18 protein-coding genes are annotated in these 19,560 nt (G+C 54.1%); 6 read left to right on the plus strand and 12 right to left on the minus strand.

The genetic code is table 11. From position 1 onward, the window contains the following. Positions 1–12 precede the first annotated feature (12 nt). Genes EAW52_RS14820 through EAW52_RS14840 form a run of 5 tightly spaced genes read right to left on the minus strand, consistent with a single transcriptional unit; the run spans position 13 to position 6,188 of the window. Positions 13–2,244: a DNA internalization-related competence protein ComEC/Rec2 gene (locus EAW52_RS14820; RefSeq protein ID WP_122043064.1), complete on the minus strand. Its 2,232-nt coding sequence runs from the start codon at positions 2,242–2,244 to the stop codon at positions 13–15. A gap of 56 nt (positions 2,245–2,300) precedes the next feature. Next, complete coding sequence (gene lolD, locus EAW52_RS14825; RefSeq protein ID WP_010797714.1) at positions 2,301–2,984, minus strand: lipoprotein-releasing ABC transporter ATP-binding protein LolD; 684 nt, start codon at positions 2,982–2,984, stop codon at positions 2,301–2,303. Further along, entirely contained in the window at positions 2,977–4,221 is a 1,245-nt protein-coding gene (locus tag EAW52_RS14830) for a lipoprotein-releasing ABC transporter permease subunit (RefSeq protein ID WP_122043065.1), read from the minus strand. The genes lolD (EAW52_RS14825) and EAW52_RS14830 overlap by 8 nt, the downstream gene beginning before the upstream one ends. 34 nt (positions 4,222–4,255) lie before the next feature. Further along, on the minus strand, positions 4,256–4,939 hold the full coding sequence (gene lolD, locus EAW52_RS14835) for a lipoprotein-releasing ABC transporter ATP-binding protein LolD (RefSeq protein WP_019365915.1): 684 nt from the start codon (positions 4,937–4,939) through the stop codon (positions 4,256–4,258). Beyond that, positions 4,932–6,188 (minus strand): lipoprotein-releasing ABC transporter permease subunit, encoded by a 1,257-nt coding sequence (locus EAW52_RS14840; protein WP_122043066.1) that lies wholly within the window; start codon positions 6,186–6,188, stop codon positions 4,932–4,934. The genes lolD (EAW52_RS14835) and EAW52_RS14840 overlap by 8 nt, the downstream gene beginning before the upstream one ends. Positions 6,189–6,429: 241 nt before the next feature. On the opposite strand from EAW52_RS14840, the gene EAW52_RS14845 reads away from it, so the two are divergent. Genes EAW52_RS14845 through EAW52_RS14855 form a run of 3 tightly spaced genes read left to right on the plus strand, consistent with a single transcriptional unit; the run spans position 6,430 to position 8,038 of the window. After that, the gene (locus tag EAW52_RS14845) at positions 6,430–7,005 is read left to right on the plus strand and encodes a PilZ domain-containing protein (protein ID WP_122043067.1); all 576 of its coding nucleotides are present in this window, start codon (positions 6,430–6,432) and stop codon (positions 7,003–7,005) included. Beyond that, positions 7,005–7,298: a phosphodiesterase gene (locus tag EAW52_RS14850; RefSeq protein WP_122043068.1), complete on the plus strand. Its 294-nt coding sequence runs from the start codon at positions 7,005–7,007 to the stop codon at positions 7,296–7,298. The genes EAW52_RS14845 and EAW52_RS14850 overlap by 1 nt, the downstream gene beginning before the upstream one ends. Continuing rightward, positions 7,295–8,038 (plus strand): glycerophosphodiester phosphodiesterase, encoded by a 744-nt coding sequence (locus tag EAW52_RS14855; protein ID WP_122043069.1) that lies wholly within the window; start codon positions 7,295–7,297, stop codon positions 8,036–8,038. The genes EAW52_RS14850 and EAW52_RS14855 overlap by 4 nt, the downstream gene beginning before the upstream one ends. On the opposite strand, the gene sthA is transcribed toward EAW52_RS14855, so the two are convergent. Together sthA and EAW52_RS14865 are read right to left on the minus strand one after the other, a co-directional pair. Beyond that, positions 8,035–9,429 carry a Si-specific NAD(P)(+) transhydrogenase gene (gene sthA, locus EAW52_RS14860; RefSeq protein ID WP_010797707.1) on the minus strand — a complete coding sequence of 465 codons (1,395 nt, stop codon included), beginning with the start codon at positions 9,427–9,429 and terminating at the stop codon, positions 8,035–8,037. The two genes, EAW52_RS14855 and sthA, sit on opposite strands and share 4 nt — an antisense overlap. Positions 9,430–9,635: 206 nt before the next feature. Further along, entirely contained in the window at positions 9,636–11,081 is a 1,446-nt protein-coding gene (locus EAW52_RS14865; RefSeq protein ID WP_026003962.1) for a glyceraldehyde-3-phosphate dehydrogenase, read from the minus strand. A gap of 155 nt (positions 11,082–11,236) precedes the next feature. Between EAW52_RS14865 and mfd the strand changes: the two genes are divergently transcribed. Continuing rightward, the gene (gene mfd, locus EAW52_RS14870) at positions 11,237–14,686 is read left to right on the plus strand and encodes a transcription-repair coupling factor (RefSeq protein WP_122043070.1); all 3,450 of its coding nucleotides are present in this window, start codon (positions 11,237–11,239) and stop codon (positions 14,684–14,686) included. Between the two features lie 46 nt (positions 14,687–14,732). On the opposite strand, the gene EAW52_RS14875 is transcribed toward mfd, so the two are convergent. From EAW52_RS14875 to EAW52_RS14885, 3 genes are all read right to left on the minus strand, one after another. Further along, positions 14,733–15,470 carry an S-methyl-5'-thioinosine phosphorylase gene (locus tag EAW52_RS14875; RefSeq protein ID WP_010797704.1) on the minus strand — a complete coding sequence of 246 codons (738 nt, stop codon included), beginning with the start codon at positions 15,468–15,470 and terminating at the stop codon, positions 14,733–14,735. Between the two features lie 9 nt (positions 15,471–15,479). Then, entirely contained in the window at positions 15,480–16,478 is a 999-nt protein-coding gene (nagZ, locus tag EAW52_RS14880) for a beta-N-acetylhexosaminidase (RefSeq protein ID WP_122043071.1), read from the minus strand. A gap of 105 nt (positions 16,479–16,583) precedes the next feature. Beyond that, the gene (locus EAW52_RS14885; RefSeq protein WP_122043072.1) at positions 16,584–17,291 is read right to left on the minus strand and encodes a TetR/AcrR family transcriptional regulator; all 708 of its coding nucleotides are present in this window, start codon (positions 17,289–17,291) and stop codon (positions 16,584–16,586) included. Between the two features lie 170 nt (positions 17,292–17,461). On the opposite strand from EAW52_RS14885, the gene lexA reads away from it, so the two are divergent. Further along, the gene (gene lexA / locus EAW52_RS14890) at positions 17,462–18,073 is read left to right on the plus strand and encodes a transcriptional repressor LexA (protein ID WP_010797701.1); all 612 of its coding nucleotides are present in this window, start codon (positions 17,462–17,464) and stop codon (positions 18,071–18,073) included. Between the two features lie 30 nt (positions 18,074–18,103). Continuing rightward, the gene (gene sulA, locus EAW52_RS14895) at positions 18,104–18,574 is read left to right on the plus strand and encodes an SOS-induced cell division inhibitor SulA (RefSeq protein WP_122043073.1); all 471 of its coding nucleotides are present in this window, start codon (positions 18,104–18,106) and stop codon (positions 18,572–18,574) included. On the opposite strand, the gene EAW52_RS14900 is transcribed toward sulA, so the two are convergent. Continuing rightward, a complete protein-coding gene (locus EAW52_RS14900; protein WP_010797699.1) occupies positions 18,575–18,811 on the minus strand; it encodes a hypothetical protein in 237 nt (78 codons plus the stop codon). It abuts the gene before it with no gap. Positions 18,812–18,957: 146 nt separating this feature from the next. Then, positions 18,958–19,476, minus strand: coding sequence for a DUF6586 family protein (locus EAW52_RS14905; RefSeq protein WP_122043074.1), 519 nt, complete (start codon positions 19,474–19,476; stop codon positions 18,958–18,960). Positions 19,477–19,560 lie beyond the last annotated feature (84 nt).

Here is a 19,560-nt window from a genome sequence, read left to right on the forward strand (position 1 = left end):
ATGAAGCGCCAATTATTTTTCTTGCCAAAAATAACGCTTCTGACGAGCGCCTTGCGGCAAATCATGCTTACCGAGGGTAAATGATATTGCACCGCTCAAGGCTGTATCGTAAATCCGGACGCCATGACGTTCATAACGACTGATCACTTGTGCATGTGGATGGCCAAAGTTGTTGTGAATTCCCCTCGAGATCAAGGCATATTCAGGTTTTACCAGACTGACGAAACGCTCGCTCGACGCCGTTCGGCTGCCATGATGAGGTGCCAATAACCATTGAGCCCGTATATCCCGCCCAGATTCAACGAGGCGACGCTCGGCCTTTTCGTCTATATCACCGGTTAGCAAAAGGTGCTCACCTGCTGCTTCTACCATCAGCACGCACGATGCAGCGTTTCCCTTCATCAAGGGGCTAGGCTGCCAGACAGTAAATAAGACTCCCTCCCACACCCAGCGCTGATTATCTTCGCAGGGTGTCGGATGCAAGCCCGCAGGAAGCCGCTTCACTTCCCCGCTCACCACCTTGTCCACTTTCAAGGCACTGAAAACAGCAGCGGCGCCTCCTGCATGATCTGCGTCCCCATGACTGACCAACATCATGTCTAGATGACTGACGCCTGTAGCTTTCAGGTTGGGGACTACCACCCTTTCGCCAGCATCATAGCTTCCGCTAAGCGGCCCGGCGTCGTATAGCATGGCGTGGCCTTTGGTCTGTATGAATACAGACAACCCCTGTCCGACGTCGAGCACGGTTACCTTTGCCAGTCCTGACGCTGGTCGGGTCACTGGCGGCCAGAACAACGGAATCAGCAGAAATACTGCCAAAGGCCTGACCGGCACCCCATCGGGAGCCAGCCATAGCAACACACCCAGCATGCCTAAAGCGACAGCCCACGCAGGCACCCATGCTCCCTGCCACGCAGGAACCAGTGCCGACACGTACCCGAGAAATGCGAATAAACCATCAAGGGTCGCGCCTGAACACCACAGTAGCAACTCGCCTAGGGGAGGAATAATCAGAAGAGACACGGTACCCAGCAAGGCGGCTGGCACCACTAAAAAGTCTACCCAAGGCACGGCAACAAGGTTAGCGATCGGCCCCGACAGACTGACAGGCAGATCCAGAGCCAGTAAAACCGGCGCTAGCCCGACTGCCATCATCCATTGGGCCCGCCCCCAACTGCGCCAAGGACTCCATTGACCCAAACGGCCGCCAAAGATCCATATCAAGAGACCTACAGCGATAAAAGACAACCAAAAGCCTGCCGTAAGGCTTGCCAGCGGCTCAGCCACCAGCACAGCCGCCAAGGCAATACCTACCGGTACCCATGCCCCCAGGTGACGAAACCGTAATCGCCATAGTGTAATCAGCGCGATCATGATGCAGGCTCGTCTTACAGGAACGTCAAAGCCTGCCAGAAATCCGTATCCTATCGCCGATACAAGCGCAGACAGGCAAGCAACAGGAAACCACGGTATCCGGACAGGCCAGTAGCCCAGACGCGCCAATCCGGCGATCAGCGCAAATACAAATCCCGAAAGCAGCGTAATGTGCTGACCGGAAATAACCATCAGATGCGTAGTGCCTGTAGCCTGTAAAAGCTGCCAATCCTGAGTCGAAACGCCTGAGCCATCGCCCAGAACCAATGCAGCCAGCCCACCGTTTCGCTGAAAGGCGTCAAGATGCAATAACCGCTGCCTTAATGCGTCTCGCCAGGCATCCAAGGTGGCCTGACGGGAAAGTCGTTGCCCTGCCTTAACGACACCGCTTGCACCGATTCGATGAGCCAGCATCCAGGCTTCGCCATCCATTCCCCGGAGATTGTGGAGCCCGCCCGGCTTTTGCAATTCTACAGCGAGACGCCATTGCTCACCTGATCGTACGGCTGGCGCATTTGACCAGGAGACCCGGATACGGCTTGGTAAAGCCCCTCGACGGCTCTGCGCATTTTCCAAAAGAAAACGCGTCGAACCTTCGCGCAACTCAGGAAGCCCTACAACTGTTCCCTCAAGCCAGACTATTCGTCCGTCCAGACCATCATCCAGTCGCTCATCCAGCGCCCAATGAGCCGACAGGCAGGCCCAGCCAAAGCCTATCAAGAAGGCACCTGCCACGTAGACACGGGGCAGGAACATCAGACCGAATGCCACTATCAAGCAGGCAACAAGAACCTCTCGATCAGGCAATTCGGGTAGAAAGCGCAGCACCAATAGGCCTGCAATAAACGCAACGATCCCTGTGCGCATGACTCCGCTCCATCGAAGCCCAAGAACAACAACCCGGCATCCTGCCGGGTTCAACCTTATACGTCAGCCAATTGTCCGTCAGCTAATTTCAAACACCGATCCATCTGCGCTGCGAGCGCCAAATCATGCGTCACTATGAGGAAGGCTGTGCTCAGCGAGTCACTCAACTCAAGCATCAACTCTTGGATACTGTGTGCAGTATGCTGATCCAGATTGCCTGTAGGCTCGTCCAGCAAAACAACCTTGGGCTGATTGATAAGGGCCCTGGCTATCGCGACCCGCTGCCTTTCACCACCCGATAATTCAGCAGGCTTGTGACTCAATCGATGTCCCAGCCCCACCCGCTTAAGCAGCTGAGCGGCACGCTCCCGCGCCTCCGAGATCGGCGTAGCCCCAATAAGCAGCGGCATGCAGACGTTTTCCAATGCACTGAATTCCGGGAGCAAGTGATGAAACTGATAGACGAAGCCCATGGCACGATTGCGCAATAGACCGCGCGCTTTCTCACCCAGTCGGGAAAGTTCTTCGCCTGCCAACCAAACACCGCCCTGAGACGGTGTATCCAGGCCACCCAATAGGTTCAGTAATGTGGTTTTGCCTGAACCAGAACTGCCTACAATGGAAATGCGCTCACCTGGCTGAAGGTCCAGATTGACCCCTGAAAGAACCTCGACGGTCTCAGGACCTTCGACATAGCGTTTGCCCAGATCAACGCAACGCAGCACGGCCTCGTTAATCATATCGCAATGCCTCGGCAGGCTCTGTGCGCGACGCACGCCAGGCAGGGTAAAGCGTAGCCAAAAAACTCATGCACAACGCGGCGCAACAGATTAGCGCTACATCTTCTAGCTGGAGCTCAGACGGGAGGTTACTGATGAAGTACATGTCAGAGCCAAATATCTTATGCCCGACAATACGTTCAAGGGCTGAAATCCACTGGCTTACATTAAGCGCAGCAATAACACCCAAAACACCACCGACAAGCGTGCCGATAACTCCAATCACGGTCCCTTGCACCATGAAAACAAACATGATCTGGCGAGGCGTAGCGCCCAATGTACGCAAGATCGCAATATCTGCCTTCTTGTCAGCAACAACCATGATCAGCGTGGCGATGATGTTAAAGGCCGCTACCGCTACGATCAGTAGAAGCAGCAGACCAATCATGGTCTTTTCCATGTTCATTGCCTGGAACAGACTTCCCTGGGTACTGGTCCAGTCCTGCGCCTGATAACCCGGCCCCATGGCATTAGCTACTTGACGGGAATACTGTGGCGCCTTGAACAGATCATCGAATGCCAGACGAACGCTCTGAATGAGCCCTGGCTCCCATCCTTTCAATGGAGCGGCGTCCGCTACATTGATAATCCCTAGGGAACCATCAAGCTCTGCACCGACCTTGAAGATACCTACCACAGTAAAGCGACGCATCCGTGGCGTGATGTTGCCTGCCGCAGAGGTTACCTCAGGGACGATAACGGTGACCTTGTCACCCATACCCAGCTGGAAGCGATGAGCCGTGATCTCGCCAATAACGATGCCAAACTCACCCGCTCTCAGGTTATCCAGCTGCCCTTGAACCATGCGATCACCGATGATCGAGACCTTGGGCTCCAGCTCAGGATCAACGCCATCCACCAACAGCGGCTGCATGCGTCCGCGCTGGGATAGCATGCCCTGCAGCTGGGTATAGGGAACCGCAGCCAATACATGAGGCTGCTGCACCGCCTTGTCCGCTACGCTTTTCCAGTCCGAGAATGGCTGCTCTGCATTAATGGTTGCGTGAGGCACCATTCCCAGGATTCGGGTACGCATCTCCCGCTGAAAGCCGTTCATGACTGATAGCACCAGAATCATGGCCAATACGCCCAGCGTCAGCCCGATCATGGAGACCAGCGAGAAGAATGAGATAAACGATTTACGGCGCTTTGCCCGTGTATATCGCAATCCAATGAAAAGAGATAAAGGTCTGAACATTTCGCCTTACACTGTTTCAGGAGAAGAATGGCCGTCAGGCCGGAACCAGGCGGCCATCTTCCAGGCGCAGCGTACGATCCATCTGAGCGGCCAGCGACTGGTCGTGGGTTACTACAAGAAAGGACGTACGCAAGGACGTTGAAAGCTCAAGCATCATTTGCTGAATTCCATGGGCCGTGTGCTGATCCAGATTGCCTGTAGGCTCATCCAGCAAAACCAGCTTGGGCTCATTGACCAATGCACGTGCGATGGCTACCCGCTGGCGCTCGCCTCCGGATAACTCAGCCGGCTTATGGCTTAGTCGATGTCCCAGCCCCACCCGCTCCAGCAATGCAGAAGCTTTCCTGCGGGCTTCAGCTATCGACGTTCGACCGATAAGCAATGGCATGCAGACGTTTTCCAGTGCGCTGAACTCAGGGAGCAAGTGATGAAATTGATAAACGAAGCCCATGGCACGGTTACGCAACAGACCGCGTGCCTTCTCATTGAGCGCCGAAAGCTCCTCCCCATCCAACCACACACTGCCCTGACTTGGGGTGTCCAGTCCGCCCAACAGGTTCAGCAACGTAGTTTTTCCTGAACCGGAACTGCCTACGATCGAAACACGCTCGCCTGGAAGCAGCTCCAACTCTACGCCGGTCAGGACGTCGACCGTTTGCGGTCCCTCTTCGTAGCGCTTGCCCAGGTTCTGGCAACGCAGTACGGCTTTATCACTCATAACGCAACGCCTCGGCAGGCTGGGTGCGAGCAGCACTCCAGGAAGGGTACAGGGTGGCAAGGAAACTCAGCAGCAGCGAGGCACCACACACCCACAAGACATCATTGAGCTGCAACTGGGACGGCAGATAATTGATGAAATACACCTGAGCGTTCAGGAACTGATGTCCTGTCGTACGCTCCAGCCAAGCAATGAAGCCGCTGACATTAAGCGCAGCGACAACTCCCAAGGCGCAGCCAAGCAGGGTTCCGATTACGCCGATGAAAGTACCCTGAACCATGAAAACAAACATGATCTGGCGAGGCGTGGCACCCAACGTCCGTAAAATGGCAATGTCGGACGTCTTGTCAGTTACCACCATGACCAATGTCGAGATGATATTGAAGGCAGCTACCGCCACGATCAGAAGAAGGAGAAGGCCAATCATGGTCTTCTCCATCCCGATGGCTTGATACAGGTTGCCATGGGTGCGAGTCCAATCACGCGCATAGAAGTCTTCGTTGTCACTTGCCAGCGACCGGACAATATCCCATGAGACCTGGGGTGCCTTGAACAGATCGTGCAGTTTCAGGCGGATGCCCTGGACCTGACTGGGCTGCCACCGCTGCAGGCGCGCCGCATCTTCAACATGGATCAGACCCACCGAACCATCCAGCTCCCCGGCCCCGACACTAAAAATACCTACGACGGTAAGCCGCTTCATCCGGGGAAACATACCGGCAGGCGTTACAGCTACTTCCGGGGCGATATAGGTAACCTTATCGCCCACTTTAACGCCCAGTTTCTGCGCAGCCAGCGTTCCGATAATAACGCCGAAACCGCCTGGTTTGAGATCCGTCAGCTTACCTTCACGCATGAAGTCACTGATGATCGAAACCTTCGGCTCCTCATCCGGATCAATGGCGTTGAGAAGTACGGTCTGAACGGCCTTGTCCTGGGTTAGCATGCCTTGCAGCTGGGTAAACGGCGCAACCGCGGCCACTTGAGGATTTTTTCTGGCCTGATCGGCAATAGCCCGCCAATCATTGATCGGCTGGTAGGACTCTACAGTGGCATGGGGAATCATCCCCAGGACGCGGTCGCGCATTTCACGGTCGAATCCATTCATGACCGAAAGCACTACGATCATGACCAGCACACCCAGCGCCAGCCCAACCATGGAGGTCAGGGAAATAAATGAAACGAAGTGATTTCTTCGCTTGGCACGCACATAACGCATGCCGATGTAGATAGGTAGTGGTCTAAACATATCCAGGCTTAAGCAGGAATGGGACGCAAGCGAGTCCTTATGGACAAGGGAAACGGCAAACAATACAGAACTGGCCGTTATAGTCCCAAGCTCGACTACACTCATATATGCAGCGTTCGCCACTTCAGGCGGAGCGAATCCCTGTTGCTTCACAGCCCTGACGAAGCGCCAGCTTACAGACTGGCAAGCCCCCATCAGCAGGCATTACACTCAACGCTTCGATCATCGCCGTGGGTTTACCATGACCGCACCAGACGCGGATGAACGCCGCGAATACTATCGCATCACAGACTCGATCGCACTGGAAATCACCCCACTTGCCGGGACAGAACAATCCGCCACGCCTAATGCGTCACCTTTGTTCGATCTGTTAAGTGAAATGCATCTTCTGGAGTTCGAATCACAGCACCTTCTGCGTAGCGTCAATGAGCGCGACCGCCCAATTGCCGCCTGTATAAAGCTGCTCAACAAGCGAATCGATTTACTGGGTCAGGCACTGACCTGGAATTTGATTCATGAAGTCGGAGAACCCAGACCTGTCGTACTGTCCGAGGGTGGCATCAGCTTTCAGCATTTGGAGGCGTTTTCACTGGGTAGCCAGCTAAGCCTGCGCATGATACTGATGCCTCAAGCACTAGGCCTGGAATTGAAAGCTGAAGTGATTCACTGCCAGCTGGCTACGCCAGACAGTTATGAGATAGGCACCAGCTTCGTAGACATCAGCGATGCACAACGCCAGCTGCTTGCTCGGCATATCTTCAAGAAGCAGGCCCATGAGCGCCGTACGCTCAGAGCACAGCCCAAGGGTGAGCAATAGTGAACTACTGGCTGAGTTTTTTACTGTTGCTCGGCCCAACAGCTGTTTTCGCCGATACGCTCTCGATCCCTATTAGTCGTCAAGGTGACACCCACACGGCCCTGCCCCAACCTGGGCAACTTCGCACCGAGGTGCTGAATCGCTTTGGTTTGCCGGACGAAGAACATCCAGCCGTAGGTAAGCCGCCCATTACTCGCTGGGACTATCGCGACTTCAGCGTCTATTTTGAGAATGACCGTGTCATCGATGCGGTTCGTGACCATCAGCCACTTAATCGCAGGGAAACGCCATGACAGTCATCTACGGCCATCGAGGAGCCAAAGGCGAGGCCCCGGAAAACACGCTAGCCAGTTTTGAGCAGTGCCTGCAGGTGGGCGTAACCCGCTGCGAGCTGGACCTCCACCTGTCCAGTGATGGAGAATTAATGGTCATTCACGACCCTACCCTCAAGCGTACTACGGGACGTCGAGGTAAGGTTGCCGAGTTGCCTGCCGATACGCTGGTTACCTATGACGCACGCTTGGCAGGTCCCTCATGGCCTCGACCCTGCCCTATTCCACGCCTTGAGGATCTTTTCGAGCAAGTGGATTTCGAGCATTGGCAGCTTGAAGTCAAAAGCGCTTCACGCGTCCGGGCTGCACGCACCATCAAAGCCATTGATGAGCTAGCGAAACGCTTCAATCTCAGCGATCACATTACGGTAACATCCAGCTCACGGGAAGTATTAAGGGCGCTTAACCGTGACACTCCCTGGCTTCAACGTGGGCTAGTGGCAGAATACGCCTGGCTGGATCCGCTGAAAGTGGCTGCTAACTACGGCTGCCATTTACTTGCGCTCAATTGGACGCTGTGCACCCCTGAGCGACTCTTGAAGGCCCAGCGCCAAGGCCTGCATGTATCGGTATGGACGGTAAATGAGCCTTCCTTGATGCGACGCCTAATCGACTTCGGTGCAGACAGTTTAATTACGGATTATCCAGCACTGGCTAGAACCGTGCTGGATGATCACAAACCACAGGCTAAGCCGGCTTAGAAAAGCCGGTTCAACCCATCAAAGGCAGCTACGCGGTACGCCTCAGCCATGGTGGGATAATTAAACGTCGTATTGATGAAGTACTTGATGTTATTGCCAGGACCTTTCTGGTTCATGATGGCTTGTCCGATGTGAAGAATCTCGGACGCCTGATCGCCAAAGCAGTGAACACCAAGGACTTCCAGAGTCTCACGATGGAACAGGATTTTGAGCATGCCTACCGGCTCGCCTGAAATCTGCGCTCGCGCCATGCTTTTGAAGAAGGCTTTGCCAACTTCATAGGGTACCCTGGCCTGCGTCAAATCGCGCTCGTTTTTACCCAAAGAACTGATTTCGGGAATGGTATAAATTCCAGTAGGAATATCATCGACATAGCGCGCTGAATCATCATCCAGAATATTACCGGCAGCTGAACGACCTTGGTCAAACGCTGCACTGGCGAGGCTAGGCCAACCAATGACATCTCCAGCCGCCAGGATATTGGGGCAACTGGTGCGGTAATTCTCATCCACGTTAATTTGGCCGCGGCTGTTCACCTCAATACCAACATTCTCCAACGCCAGCTGGTCGGTATTGCCGGTGCGCCCGTTACACCACAGAAGCGCGTCAGCTCGCAGCTTCTTGCCTGACTTAAGGTGAAGAACGACCCCATGCTCCAGGCCTTCAATACGCTCATACTCTTCATTGTGACGAATGAGCACATTATTGGTGCGCAGGTGGTAGCTAAGCGCATCGGAGATTTCATCATCCAAGAAGCTCAGCAGCTGATCGCGCGTATCGATCAGATCGACGAGCACACCCAGGCCACTGAAGATGGAGGCGTATTCACACCCAATGACACCTGCTCCATAAATGATCAGGCGCCGTGGTGTATGGCTCAAGGTCAGGATGGTATCGCTGTCATAGACTCGCGGGTGGGAGAAATCAACATCAGCCGGGCGATAAGGACGCGAGCCCGTTGCAATAACCACCTGCTTGCCAACCAGTTGTTCGGTACCGCCATTGGGATTTATGACGTTGATCGTGTGCTCGTCGATAAAGCTTGCGGTTCCGAAGTACACATCGACCCGGTTACGAGCAAAATAGGATGTGTGTGAATTAACCTGCTTTCCAATGACGCGCTCAGCACTCTTGAGCACGTCAGGAAAGGAAAACCAGCGAGGCTCGCCAATCGTGCGGAACATCGGATTATTGTTGAAATGGATGATCTGCTTGACTGAGTTACGCAGAGCCTTTGACGGAATGGTGCCAAGGTGAATGCAATTTCCACCGATGACCTGGCGACTGTCCACGACCGCCACCTTGCGTCCGTGCTTGGCTGCATTGATTGCAGCCCCCTCGCCTGCCGGGCCCGATCCCAGCACCACTACGTCATAGTTATAGACAGCCATGATTACTCCTCGAAAAAACGAACCGATCGCTCATGAGCGTCGAGCACATCATCACCGGCTCTACGGCAACCCGATTTAAGCGATGATCTCTATATAGGTTACACCTATCCTCTCGTTGCGACCTTTCGTCACACTAGAAAATCTTTTCAATTTAAAGCGATAAATAAAAACGGGAGCCTAAGCTCCCGTCTTCATATGAACAATGCTTAAACCGCTGGATAAGCCGGTGGGTTTACACCAGCCATTTCCTCAAGCACACGAACGACCTGGCAGCTATAGCCGAACTCGTTGTCGTACCACACATAGAGAACGACACGGTTATCGCTGCAAATGGTAGCACCTGCGTCTACTATGCCAGCATGACGAGAGCCAACGAAGTCGCTGGATACCACTTCAGGCGAGTTGACGAAATCGATCTGCTTGTGAAGATCAGAGTGCAGCGCCATATAACGCAGATAATCGTTGATCTCTTCCTTGCTGGTGCCTTTTTCAAGGTTCAGGTTCAGGATGGCCATCGACACGTTGGGCGTTGGAACGCGAATGGCGTTACCTGTCAGCTTGCCGGCCAGCTCTGGCAGCGCCTTGGCAACCGCCTTGGCAGCACCCGTCTCGGTAATCACCATGTTCAACGGCGCGCTACGACCGCGACGATCACCTTTGTGGAAGTTATCGATCAGGTTCTGGTCATTGGTAAAAGAGTGAACCGTTTCGACATGACCGTTGATAATGCCGTACTTGTCATTGACAGCCTTCAGCACCGGTACAATGGCATTGGTGGTGCAAGAAGCAGCCGTAACAATAGTGTCTTCCGGGCTGATGGTGTTGTGGTTGATACCGTGAACGATATTCTTGAGCGACCCCTTGCCAGGCGCCGTCAGCACAACACGTGCAGCACCCGGGCACTTCAGGTGTTGCGACAGGCCTTCTGCATCACGCCATTTACCGGTGTTATCAACAATGATCGCATTATTGATACCGTACTGGGTGTAGTCGACCGTGGTCGGATCGTTGGAATAAATCACCTGAATCAGGGTGCCATTTGCACAAATTGTGTTGTTGGTCTCATCGACAGTAATGGTGCCTTCGAAGGAACCATGTACCGAGTCGCGACGCAACAGGCTGGCACGCTTGACCAGATCGTTTTCAGCGCCCTTGCGTACCACAATGGCACGCAGGCGCAGGCCATCGCCGCTTCCAGAGTGCTCGATAAGGATACGTGCAAGCAAACGTCCGATACGGCCAAAGCCATACAGAACCACATCGGTTCCCTGGCGCTTTTCGGTGCCCTGCTTACCTACAACGGCAGCCAGTTCTTCGCGTAGGAACTCTTTTAGATCACGCCCTGCCCCCGCCTGCTTGAATTTCAAGCTCAGACGCGCCAAATCAATGGAAGCGGCACCTAGCTCAAGTTCACTAATAGCCTTAAGCAGCGGATAGGTATCGTGTACAGACAATGCGACATCATCGACCTGACGTGCAAAGCGATGCGCCTTGAGAATGGCGATCACTGAACGATTAACCAAACCACGCCCATATATAGAGGTCACAACATTATTATTACGGTAGAGCTGACCGATCAGCGGAATCATTGCCTCCGCAATCGCCTCACGATCGATCCATTCACCAAGACACTGGTCGGAGTTCTGACTCACGGTGATACCTTCCATATGTAGGGGCTAACAAAAGGAACTACATTATGACCGCACCTGCCTGAACCGGCAATCTTCGCGCGTCGATGCACTGACAGCGAGACGAGACCGTCGTTACAATCCCAACTCAGATTTTTTTTCAACGGAGCCTAACCAGCGTGCCCGTTTTGCGTATTCCATCAATTCCTGATACCGCCGGACGACAGCATTGGGGAAATCTCCCCGGAGCCGCGCTAAGTCTGGCTATTGCCGAGGCTGCAAGCGCTGCCAGCCAACGCTTCACCCTACTTTTAACGCCGGACAGCCAGAGCGCCGAACGCCTGGAGCAAGAACTGCGCTTCTTTGCCCCGAGGCTTCCCGTACTGCATTTCCCTGACTGGGAAACGTTGCCTTACGATATTTTCTCGCCGCATCAAGACATTATTTCCCAACGTGTAGCGGCGCTCTATCGTCTACCAGAGCTTGATCACGGCATTTTGGTAGTGCCTATCGCAACAGCCCTACATCGCATGGCACCTACACGCTTCCTGTTAGGCAGCAGTCTTGTGCTGGATGTGGGACAACGTCTGGATGTAGAAGGTATGCGGGCTCGCCTGGAAGCAGCCGGATACCGCTATGTTGATACCGTTTACGAGCATGGCGAATTTACAGTCCGTGGAGCACTGATCGATCTCTTCCCGATGGGCAGTAGCCTCCCGTACCGAATCGACTTATTCGATGACGAAATTGAGACATTACGCACATTCGATCCAGAGACGCAGCGATCAATCGACAAGGTGGACTCGATCCGACTGCTTCCTGCTCGAGAATTTCCGCTGCATAAAGAAGCCGTCACAGGATTCAGGGCGCGCTTTCGAGAGCGTTTTGATGTGGATTATCGCCGCAGCCCTCTTTATCAGGATCTGGCCAGTGGCCTGACGCCCGCAGGCATCGAGTATTACCTGCCGCTGTTCTTTGATGAGACGTCAACGCTGTTTGACTACCTGCCTCAGAGCGCACAGGTTTTTTCGTTACCAGGCATCGAGCAGGCATCTGAACAGTTCTGGACGGACGTACGGACCCGTTACGAGGACCGTCGCGTTGACCCGGAGCGTCCTCTATTACCACCGGCTGAAGTTTTCCTCCCGGTAGAAGAGTGCTTCGCTCGTCTCAAGCAATGGCCACGCATTGTTATCAGTGGCGATGATATCGAGCCGGGTGTGGGTCGTGAGCGTTTTTCAGCGCGGCCTCTGCCCAATCTTGCCATTGAGGCCAAGGCTAATCAGCCATTGGCGGCCTTGCAAAATTTCCTGGCTGAGTTTGATGGGCGCATCCTGTTTACAGCAGAATCCGCCGGCCGTCGGGAGGTGCTGCTTGAGTTGCTGGCACGTATCAACCTGCGTCCTACATGGGTCGAGGGATGGGAAGATTTTCAGGAAACTGACGAGCGCCTGTCGATTACAGTCGCGCCGCTCGACGAAGGCTTGCTACTCGAAAAACCCGATGTAGCCCTCATTGCCGAAAGTCCGTTGTTTGGTCAGCGCATCATGCAGCGTCGTCGCCGAGAAAAGCGCAACGAGCATGGTGACAACGTCGTCAAGAACCTGACCGAGCTACGCGAGGGCGCGCCGGTCGTGCATATTGACCACGGCGTTGGGCGTTATATGGGTCTGGTAACGCTTGAGTTGGAGGGCCAAGCGCAAGAATTTCTACTATTGGAATATGCAGACGAAGCGAAGCTCTATGTTCCGGTTGCCAACCTGCACCTGATTGCCCGTTATTCAGGCGCTGACGACGCGCTTGCTCCACTGCACAAACTAGGTTCTGAAACCTGGCAGAAAGCCAAACGCAAGGCAGCTGAGCAGGTGCGCGATGTTGCAGCCGAGCTGCTGGATGTATATGCCCGTCGAGCCGCTCGGGAAGGATTTGCGTTTACTGATCCCAAGGTGGATTACGAAACCTTCGCAGCAGGCTTTCCGTTTGAAGAAACACCTGACCAGCAAGTTACTATCGATGCTGTACTCAAGGATATGCTGTCAGGCAAGCCCATGGATCGCCTGGTCTGCGGCGATGTAGGCTTTGGCAAGACCGAAGTCGCCATGCGGGCGGCGTTTGTAGCGGTACACAGCGGCAAACAGGTGGCCGTTCTGGTCCCTACAACCCTATTGGCGCAGCAGCATTACAACAGCTTTCGCGACCGCTTTGCCGACTGGCCTGTGCGCGTCGAGGTGATGTCTCGCTTCAAGTCTGCCAAGGATGTTGAAAAGGCCGTACAGGAATTAGCTGACGGTAATATCGACATTATTATCGGCACACACAAACTGCTGCAGGACGACGTGAAGCTCAAGAATCTGGGACTCGTCATCATTGATGAGGAGCACCGATTTGGCGTGCGTCAGAAGGAGCAATTCAAAGCGCTACGTAGCGAAGTCGATATTCTGACCCTTACGGCCACACCGATTCCGCGCACGCTCAACATGGCTGTTGCAGGTATGCGTGATCTGTCCATCATTGCCACTCCTCCGGCTCGACGCTTGTCGGTCCGGACGTTCGTCATGGAGCAGCAGAACGCGGTTATCAAGGAAGCCCTTCTTCGCGAGCTGCTACGCGGCGGACAGGTCTACTACCTTCACAACGAAGTAAAGACTATTGAAAAGTGCGCCCGGGACCTAGCGGAGCTGGTGCCGGAGGCCCGTATTGGCATTGGTCACGGACAGATGCGCGAACGGGACCTAGAACAGGTCATGAGCGACTTCTACCACAAGCGCTTCAACGTGCTGGTAGCGTCAACTATTATCGAGACCGGTATTGACGTGCCCAGCGCCAATACCATCATTATCGAGCGTGCAGACAAGTTCGGCCTGGCGCAGCTGCATCAGCTGCGTGGACGCGTGGGACGAAGTCACCACCAGGCGTATGCCTACCTGCTGACACCGCCACGAAAAAGCATGACGCCTGATGCTGAAAAACGTCTTGAGGCGATTGCTGGTGCGCAGGACTTGGGCGCAGGCTTCATTCTGGCCACTCATGACCTTGAAATACGGGGCGCTGGCGAACTCCTGGGCGAAGGTCAAAGCGGCCAGATCCAGGCTGTAGGCTTTACGCTGTACATGGAAATGCTGGAACGGGCGGTCAAGGCTATTCGCAAAGGTGAACAACCGAATCTGGAACAGCCCCTTGGCGGTGGTCCGGACATCAACCTGCGGGTACCTGCGCTCATTCCAGAGGACTATCTACCAGACGTCCATACTCGTCTGATTCTGTACAAGCGTATTGCCTCTGCAGCCGATGAAGATGCACTCAAGGAGCTACAGGTCGAGATGATTGACCGCTTTGGTCTTTTGCCCAATGCCGTCAAAAACCTGGTCCGCCTGACACTTATGAAGATCAAGGCAGAAGCCCTAGGTGTTGTGAAAGTTGATGCCGGCCCGCAAGGCGGTCGCATCGAGTTCACTCATGATACGAAGGTTGATCCGTTGGTACTGGTCAAAATGATACAAAGCCAGCCCAACAAGTATCGCCTTGAGGGTGCAACCATCTTTAAATTCCAGGTACCGATGGAGCGTCCTGAAGAGCGTTTCAATATCATTGAGGCACTTTTCGAGCGCTTGGCCCCGGAAAACGCCTAGTCTAGGTAACCGGCCGGGCACTCAGGAGGTGCCCGGCCAGTCGGGCTTAACCTGCCAGTACTGTTGCCAGTACAGCTTTAACCCTGCCTATACCCTCATGCAGCGCCTGCTCTATTTCAGCCATGGTGATAACGCCAGTTACCTTACCTGCAGCTGGATTAACGACCAACGCAAGACAGGCATAAGCCAAATCCTGCTCCCGAGCCAGTGCGGCTTCTGGCATGGCTGTCATCCCCACGATGTCACATCCATCACGCTCCAGGCGAACGATCTCTCCTGCCGTTTCCAGGCGCGGCCCTTGTGTACAGGCATAGACGCCCTGATCGCTGTGGGCATAGCCGTGTTGACGCAGCGCACTGATCAATTGCTGGCGAAGCGCCTCATCATAGGGGTAGCTGAAATCGATATGGGTTACCGCTTCCAGAGACCCTTCAAAAAAGGTGTGTTCACGCCCCCATGTATAGTCGACGATCTGGTGAGGCACACATAGATGCCCGCTACCCATTGCTGAATGGATACCGCCTACTGCATTAACGGCCAGGATTGCTTCTGCACCGGCATGCTTGAGCGCCCATATATTGGCCCGATAATTGACCTGATGAGGCGGGATACGATGCGGATGACCATGGCGCGCCAGGAACAATACTTCACGCCCTGCATAATGGCCTTTGAGGATGTCCGCCGAAGGCGCGCCATAGGGCGTGTTTATTCTGAGGGACTCATCCAGCGTCAGACCTTCCAGCTGCGTCAGGCCAGTCCCGCCAATAATGGCGTAAACGGTCATATAAACTCCTTAATCAATCAAACCTGCTTGGCGCAGAGTAGATAAAGCCGCAAGCCAGCGAGGATGCTGACGGTATTCAATGGACGGAAATGCTTTTGCACTCATGCTTTTCAACCGCTGCGAAGGCTTGGCTTTCAAGCGCTGCAGCGCGGTTAGCGCCAACTCAGCCGCGGCACGGTCATTACAAACGAGTCCCATGTCACAGCCAGCACTCAAGGCAGCCTCTATGCGTCCTGCAGCATCACCAGCAACATGCGCACCGGCCATGGATAGATCGTCGCTAAAAATAACACCCCTGAAACCCAACTCGCTGCGAAGCACGTCCTGCAGCCATCGCCGCGAAAACCCGGCTGGCTGCTCATCTAAGCAGGGATAGATCACATGAGCAGGCATGATCGCCTCCAACTGCCCACTCAAGCGCTTGAAAGGTACGAGGTCGACGGCCTTGATGTCTTCCAGGCTGCGCTCATCACGGGGAATGGCCACATGCGAGTCGGCTTCTGCCCACCCATGTCCCGGAAAATGCTTGCCAGTTGCAGCCATGCCGGCAGCATGCATGCCGCGAATGAAAGCACCCGCCAGATCGGTTGCGCTGCCCGGCGCTCCTTCAAAGGCTCGCTGACCGATTACTGCGCTACGGCCATGATCAAGATCCAGAACCGGAGCAAAGCTGAAGTCGAGCCCGACGGCCAGCACTTCGGTTGCCATTATCCACCCGCATGCCTCGGCAAGGCGGTCGGCCTCTGGATGATTGGCAAATCGCCGCATGGCAGGCAGACGTACAAAGCCCTGTCGAAGTCGCTGGACGCGGCCGCCCTCTTGGTCGACAGCCAATAGCAACTCCGGCCGCTCGGCGCGTATGGCTTCACATAGCTCACGCACCTGGCGAGGATGCTCGATATTGCGAGCAAAAAGAATGAGCCCACCCACTTCGGGCTGGCGCAGGAGATGTCGGTCTTCAGCGGTCAGCCATGTGCCGCCAATGTCCACCATTAATGAGCCTTGCATAGGCATTCCTGAGGCACAGAAAACAAGTGAGGCATGGTGCCCTTTCAACTCGTTTCAATCAATGTGTCAGTAATGCCTTTGCTGAAAGCGCTGGCATATCCTCACTCAGAAGCGCTGAGCATCCTGACTAACAGGCTTGCGGGGCTTGAATTGCGCAGATGCCAGAGTCTGATCCGTCATCGCACTCTCCGCCAGCATGCCACTGGCCATGAAAGGCACCATCAAACGCAATACCTGCTCCGTTGACGTATGTACACCAAAATCATTATCAGCCATGGCCTTCAAAGCCTTGATACCTGACATGCTGAATGCAGCCACCCCTATCATGAAGTGAGCGCGCCAGAACAGCTCCAGCGGAGGAATGTCAGGCGCGGCCACAGCAACCAGCTCCATGTAGCGACGAAAAACGCGTCCGTATGCCTCTTCGAGGTATTTCTTCAGATGCCCCTGGCTCTCACTGAATGCCAGCCCTAAAAGTCGCATGAAAATGGAAAGATCATTACCGTTGCGCGGCTTGATGGCTAACGCCTGGTCTACCAGCAGATAAAGAAGCTCCTCAAGATCCGCCTTGGTCCCGGACTTGCCGTACCGTCGGTCCAGCTCATTTTCCAGACACGCGCAATAAGGGTCCAGAAAACGAGAGAATACCGCCTGGATAAGGGACTTCTTCGAGCCGAAGTGATAATTCACTGCTGCAAGGTTTACATTCGCCTTGCTGGTTATCAGGCGGAGCGATGTTTCAGCAAAGCCACGCTCAGCAAAAAGTTGTTCAGCGGCATCCAATATCCGCTCGACCGTTTCAGATTGGGCCATCGCTTAACTACCTGATCGTAAAATGTTTTAAACATATGTTTAAAACATTCCTGAGTCAATGCCTGGAATAGCTAAGTGCCGTAATGGCATTTGGCTGATAAAAAGTCGGTTGCCCTCAAACCAATACTGTATATAATCCCAGGAACTGTATATAAAGCCAGACACCTATTATGCTAAAACTAACTCCGAGACAGTCTGAAATCCTGAGCTTCATCAAGCGCTGCCTTGAGGAAAATGGATTCCCGCCCACCCGTGCGGAAATCGCTCAGGAGCTTGGCTTCAAATCCCCGAATGCGGCAGAGGAGCACCTCAAGGCGCTTGCACGTAAAGGCGCTATTGAAATGACGCCTGGTGCCTCTCGCGGAATCCGCATTCCCGGTCTGGAAACACAGAAACCCTCTGACAGTGAGCTCCCTGTCATCGGCCGTGTCGCTGCAGGCGCGCCAATCCTGGCCCAGCAGCACGTGGAAGAAAATTGCAATATTAACCCTGACTTCTTCCAACCACGTGCGGATTACCTTCTCAAGGTAGAAGGCATGAGCATGAAGAACATTGGTATTCTTGATGGTGACCTTCTGGCGGTTCACGTCACTCGTGAGGCGCGCAACGGGCAAGTCGTGGTTGCTCGTGTCGGAGAAGAAGTTACGGTCAAGCGGTTCAAACGTGAGGGCAATAAGGTTTGGCTGATTGCTGAAAACCCTGATTTCCAGCCTATTGAGGTGGACCTCAATAAGCAGGATCTAGTAATCGAAGGCCTGAGCGTAGGTGTCATCAGGCGTTAACGAGTCAACGTATCTATAAGGAGGTGTTCAGTGCAATCTTTATTGCCGCCGGATCATGGACAGTTGCCGTTGTTTCACGACGCACTGGTTCAACCGTCGCTCAATCCTTTTTTGGCTGGACCTATTCAGGCGGCGACTCTGCCTGATTGCTTTAGTGAAGTGACTCTAAACGGCGCTCAAGACCATTGCCTGCATTTGCTAGCACCCATGCTGCGGGAGTTGAGTGACGAACAGGATCCCCGGTGGCTGACACTGATAGCACCTCCGACGCTGCTGACAACAAAGTGGCTGCGCTCAAGGGATTTGAATCTGAATAGAATCCTGCTACTGCAACCGCGTCAGAGCATGCAGACACTAGAGCTTGCTTGTGAAGCCTTACGCTCAGGAAGAAGCCATACCGTGGTGAGCTGGCTCCACGGCATGAAGACTTCCGATAAGAAAAAGCTGGCTTTGGCCGCTCAGACAGGCAACGCCCAAAGCCTTAACATTCGCTTGGGCTGATCAATGAAGAACGCGGGGAGTATCTTCGCGTTCTATCATATCTCCTTCGGCTAGACGCCCCGCCATCTGCACACCCAAATTGAACATGGCTTTAGCCACCTCAACTTGCTGGCCATGCAGAAAGTCCTTCGCATCGGAAGAAAATTCCAATGTCACCAGTGCCTCTTCACCATCGGCACGGCGCAGAACGATACGGCCATCAGCCAGTTCGACAATTTCAAGATAAGACGTAGACATATGTGCATCTCCAGCAGGCGCTGGCATTGTAGCAGTCGCACCTGCCCTTCCCTAGGCTCTATCGATTAACGTAATGCAATAAAGACTAAAATGTTGCAAGACAGCTCTTCAATCAAGAAGATCTACACATTTTTGGCGTCTGTGCCTCACCATTCGGTCAATGAACCACGAAAGCGCAGCGCCAACTCCTTGATGTTTTTTCTCCAGGCTTCGAGCTCAGTATGGCTCAGCAGCCTCTTCTCTTCATCAAGCGTAACCGACTCAATCAGCGGCAGACCAGGGTCAACCTTAGCCTGCTTGATAGGCTGCGGTGGTTTTTGCAATGCGGAGAACCCATCCAGCAATTGAGCCAGCCATGTTTGCTGATGACTTGCCAATTCAAACAATTCAGCCAACTCAGGACTTGGCGAATCTTTCAAAGCTTGTGGATTTAAAAACTGCTCGATTGAGGCAGCCTGGGCGTTAGGCAGGCGGTAATAACCTGCCACTTCATGACACAACCCCAAAACAGCACCATACAAATGAAACAACGTCGCCTCTCGCTCGGCCTGAATCTGCCCCTGGGCATTCATGCTCTGCTCGTGCTCCGCCCTGCGCCACGATTCAAGGCTTAAACCGGCGAAGTACAACTTCTGGTTGGTACGAGTATAGATCTCATGAGACATGCCTGAATCCTCCTAAGGCAAAGCGGTGCCAGCTGCCCCGCTACACAGACACCAATTGCCAGGCTTGCAGGCCTGGCAACCAGA

Origin of the sequence: Pseudomonas sp. LTJR-52, assembly GCF_003691465.1 — a bacterium.
Taxonomy (GTDB): Bacteria; Pseudomonadota; Gammaproteobacteria; order Pseudomonadales; family Pseudomonadaceae; genus Chryseomonas; species Chryseomonas luteola.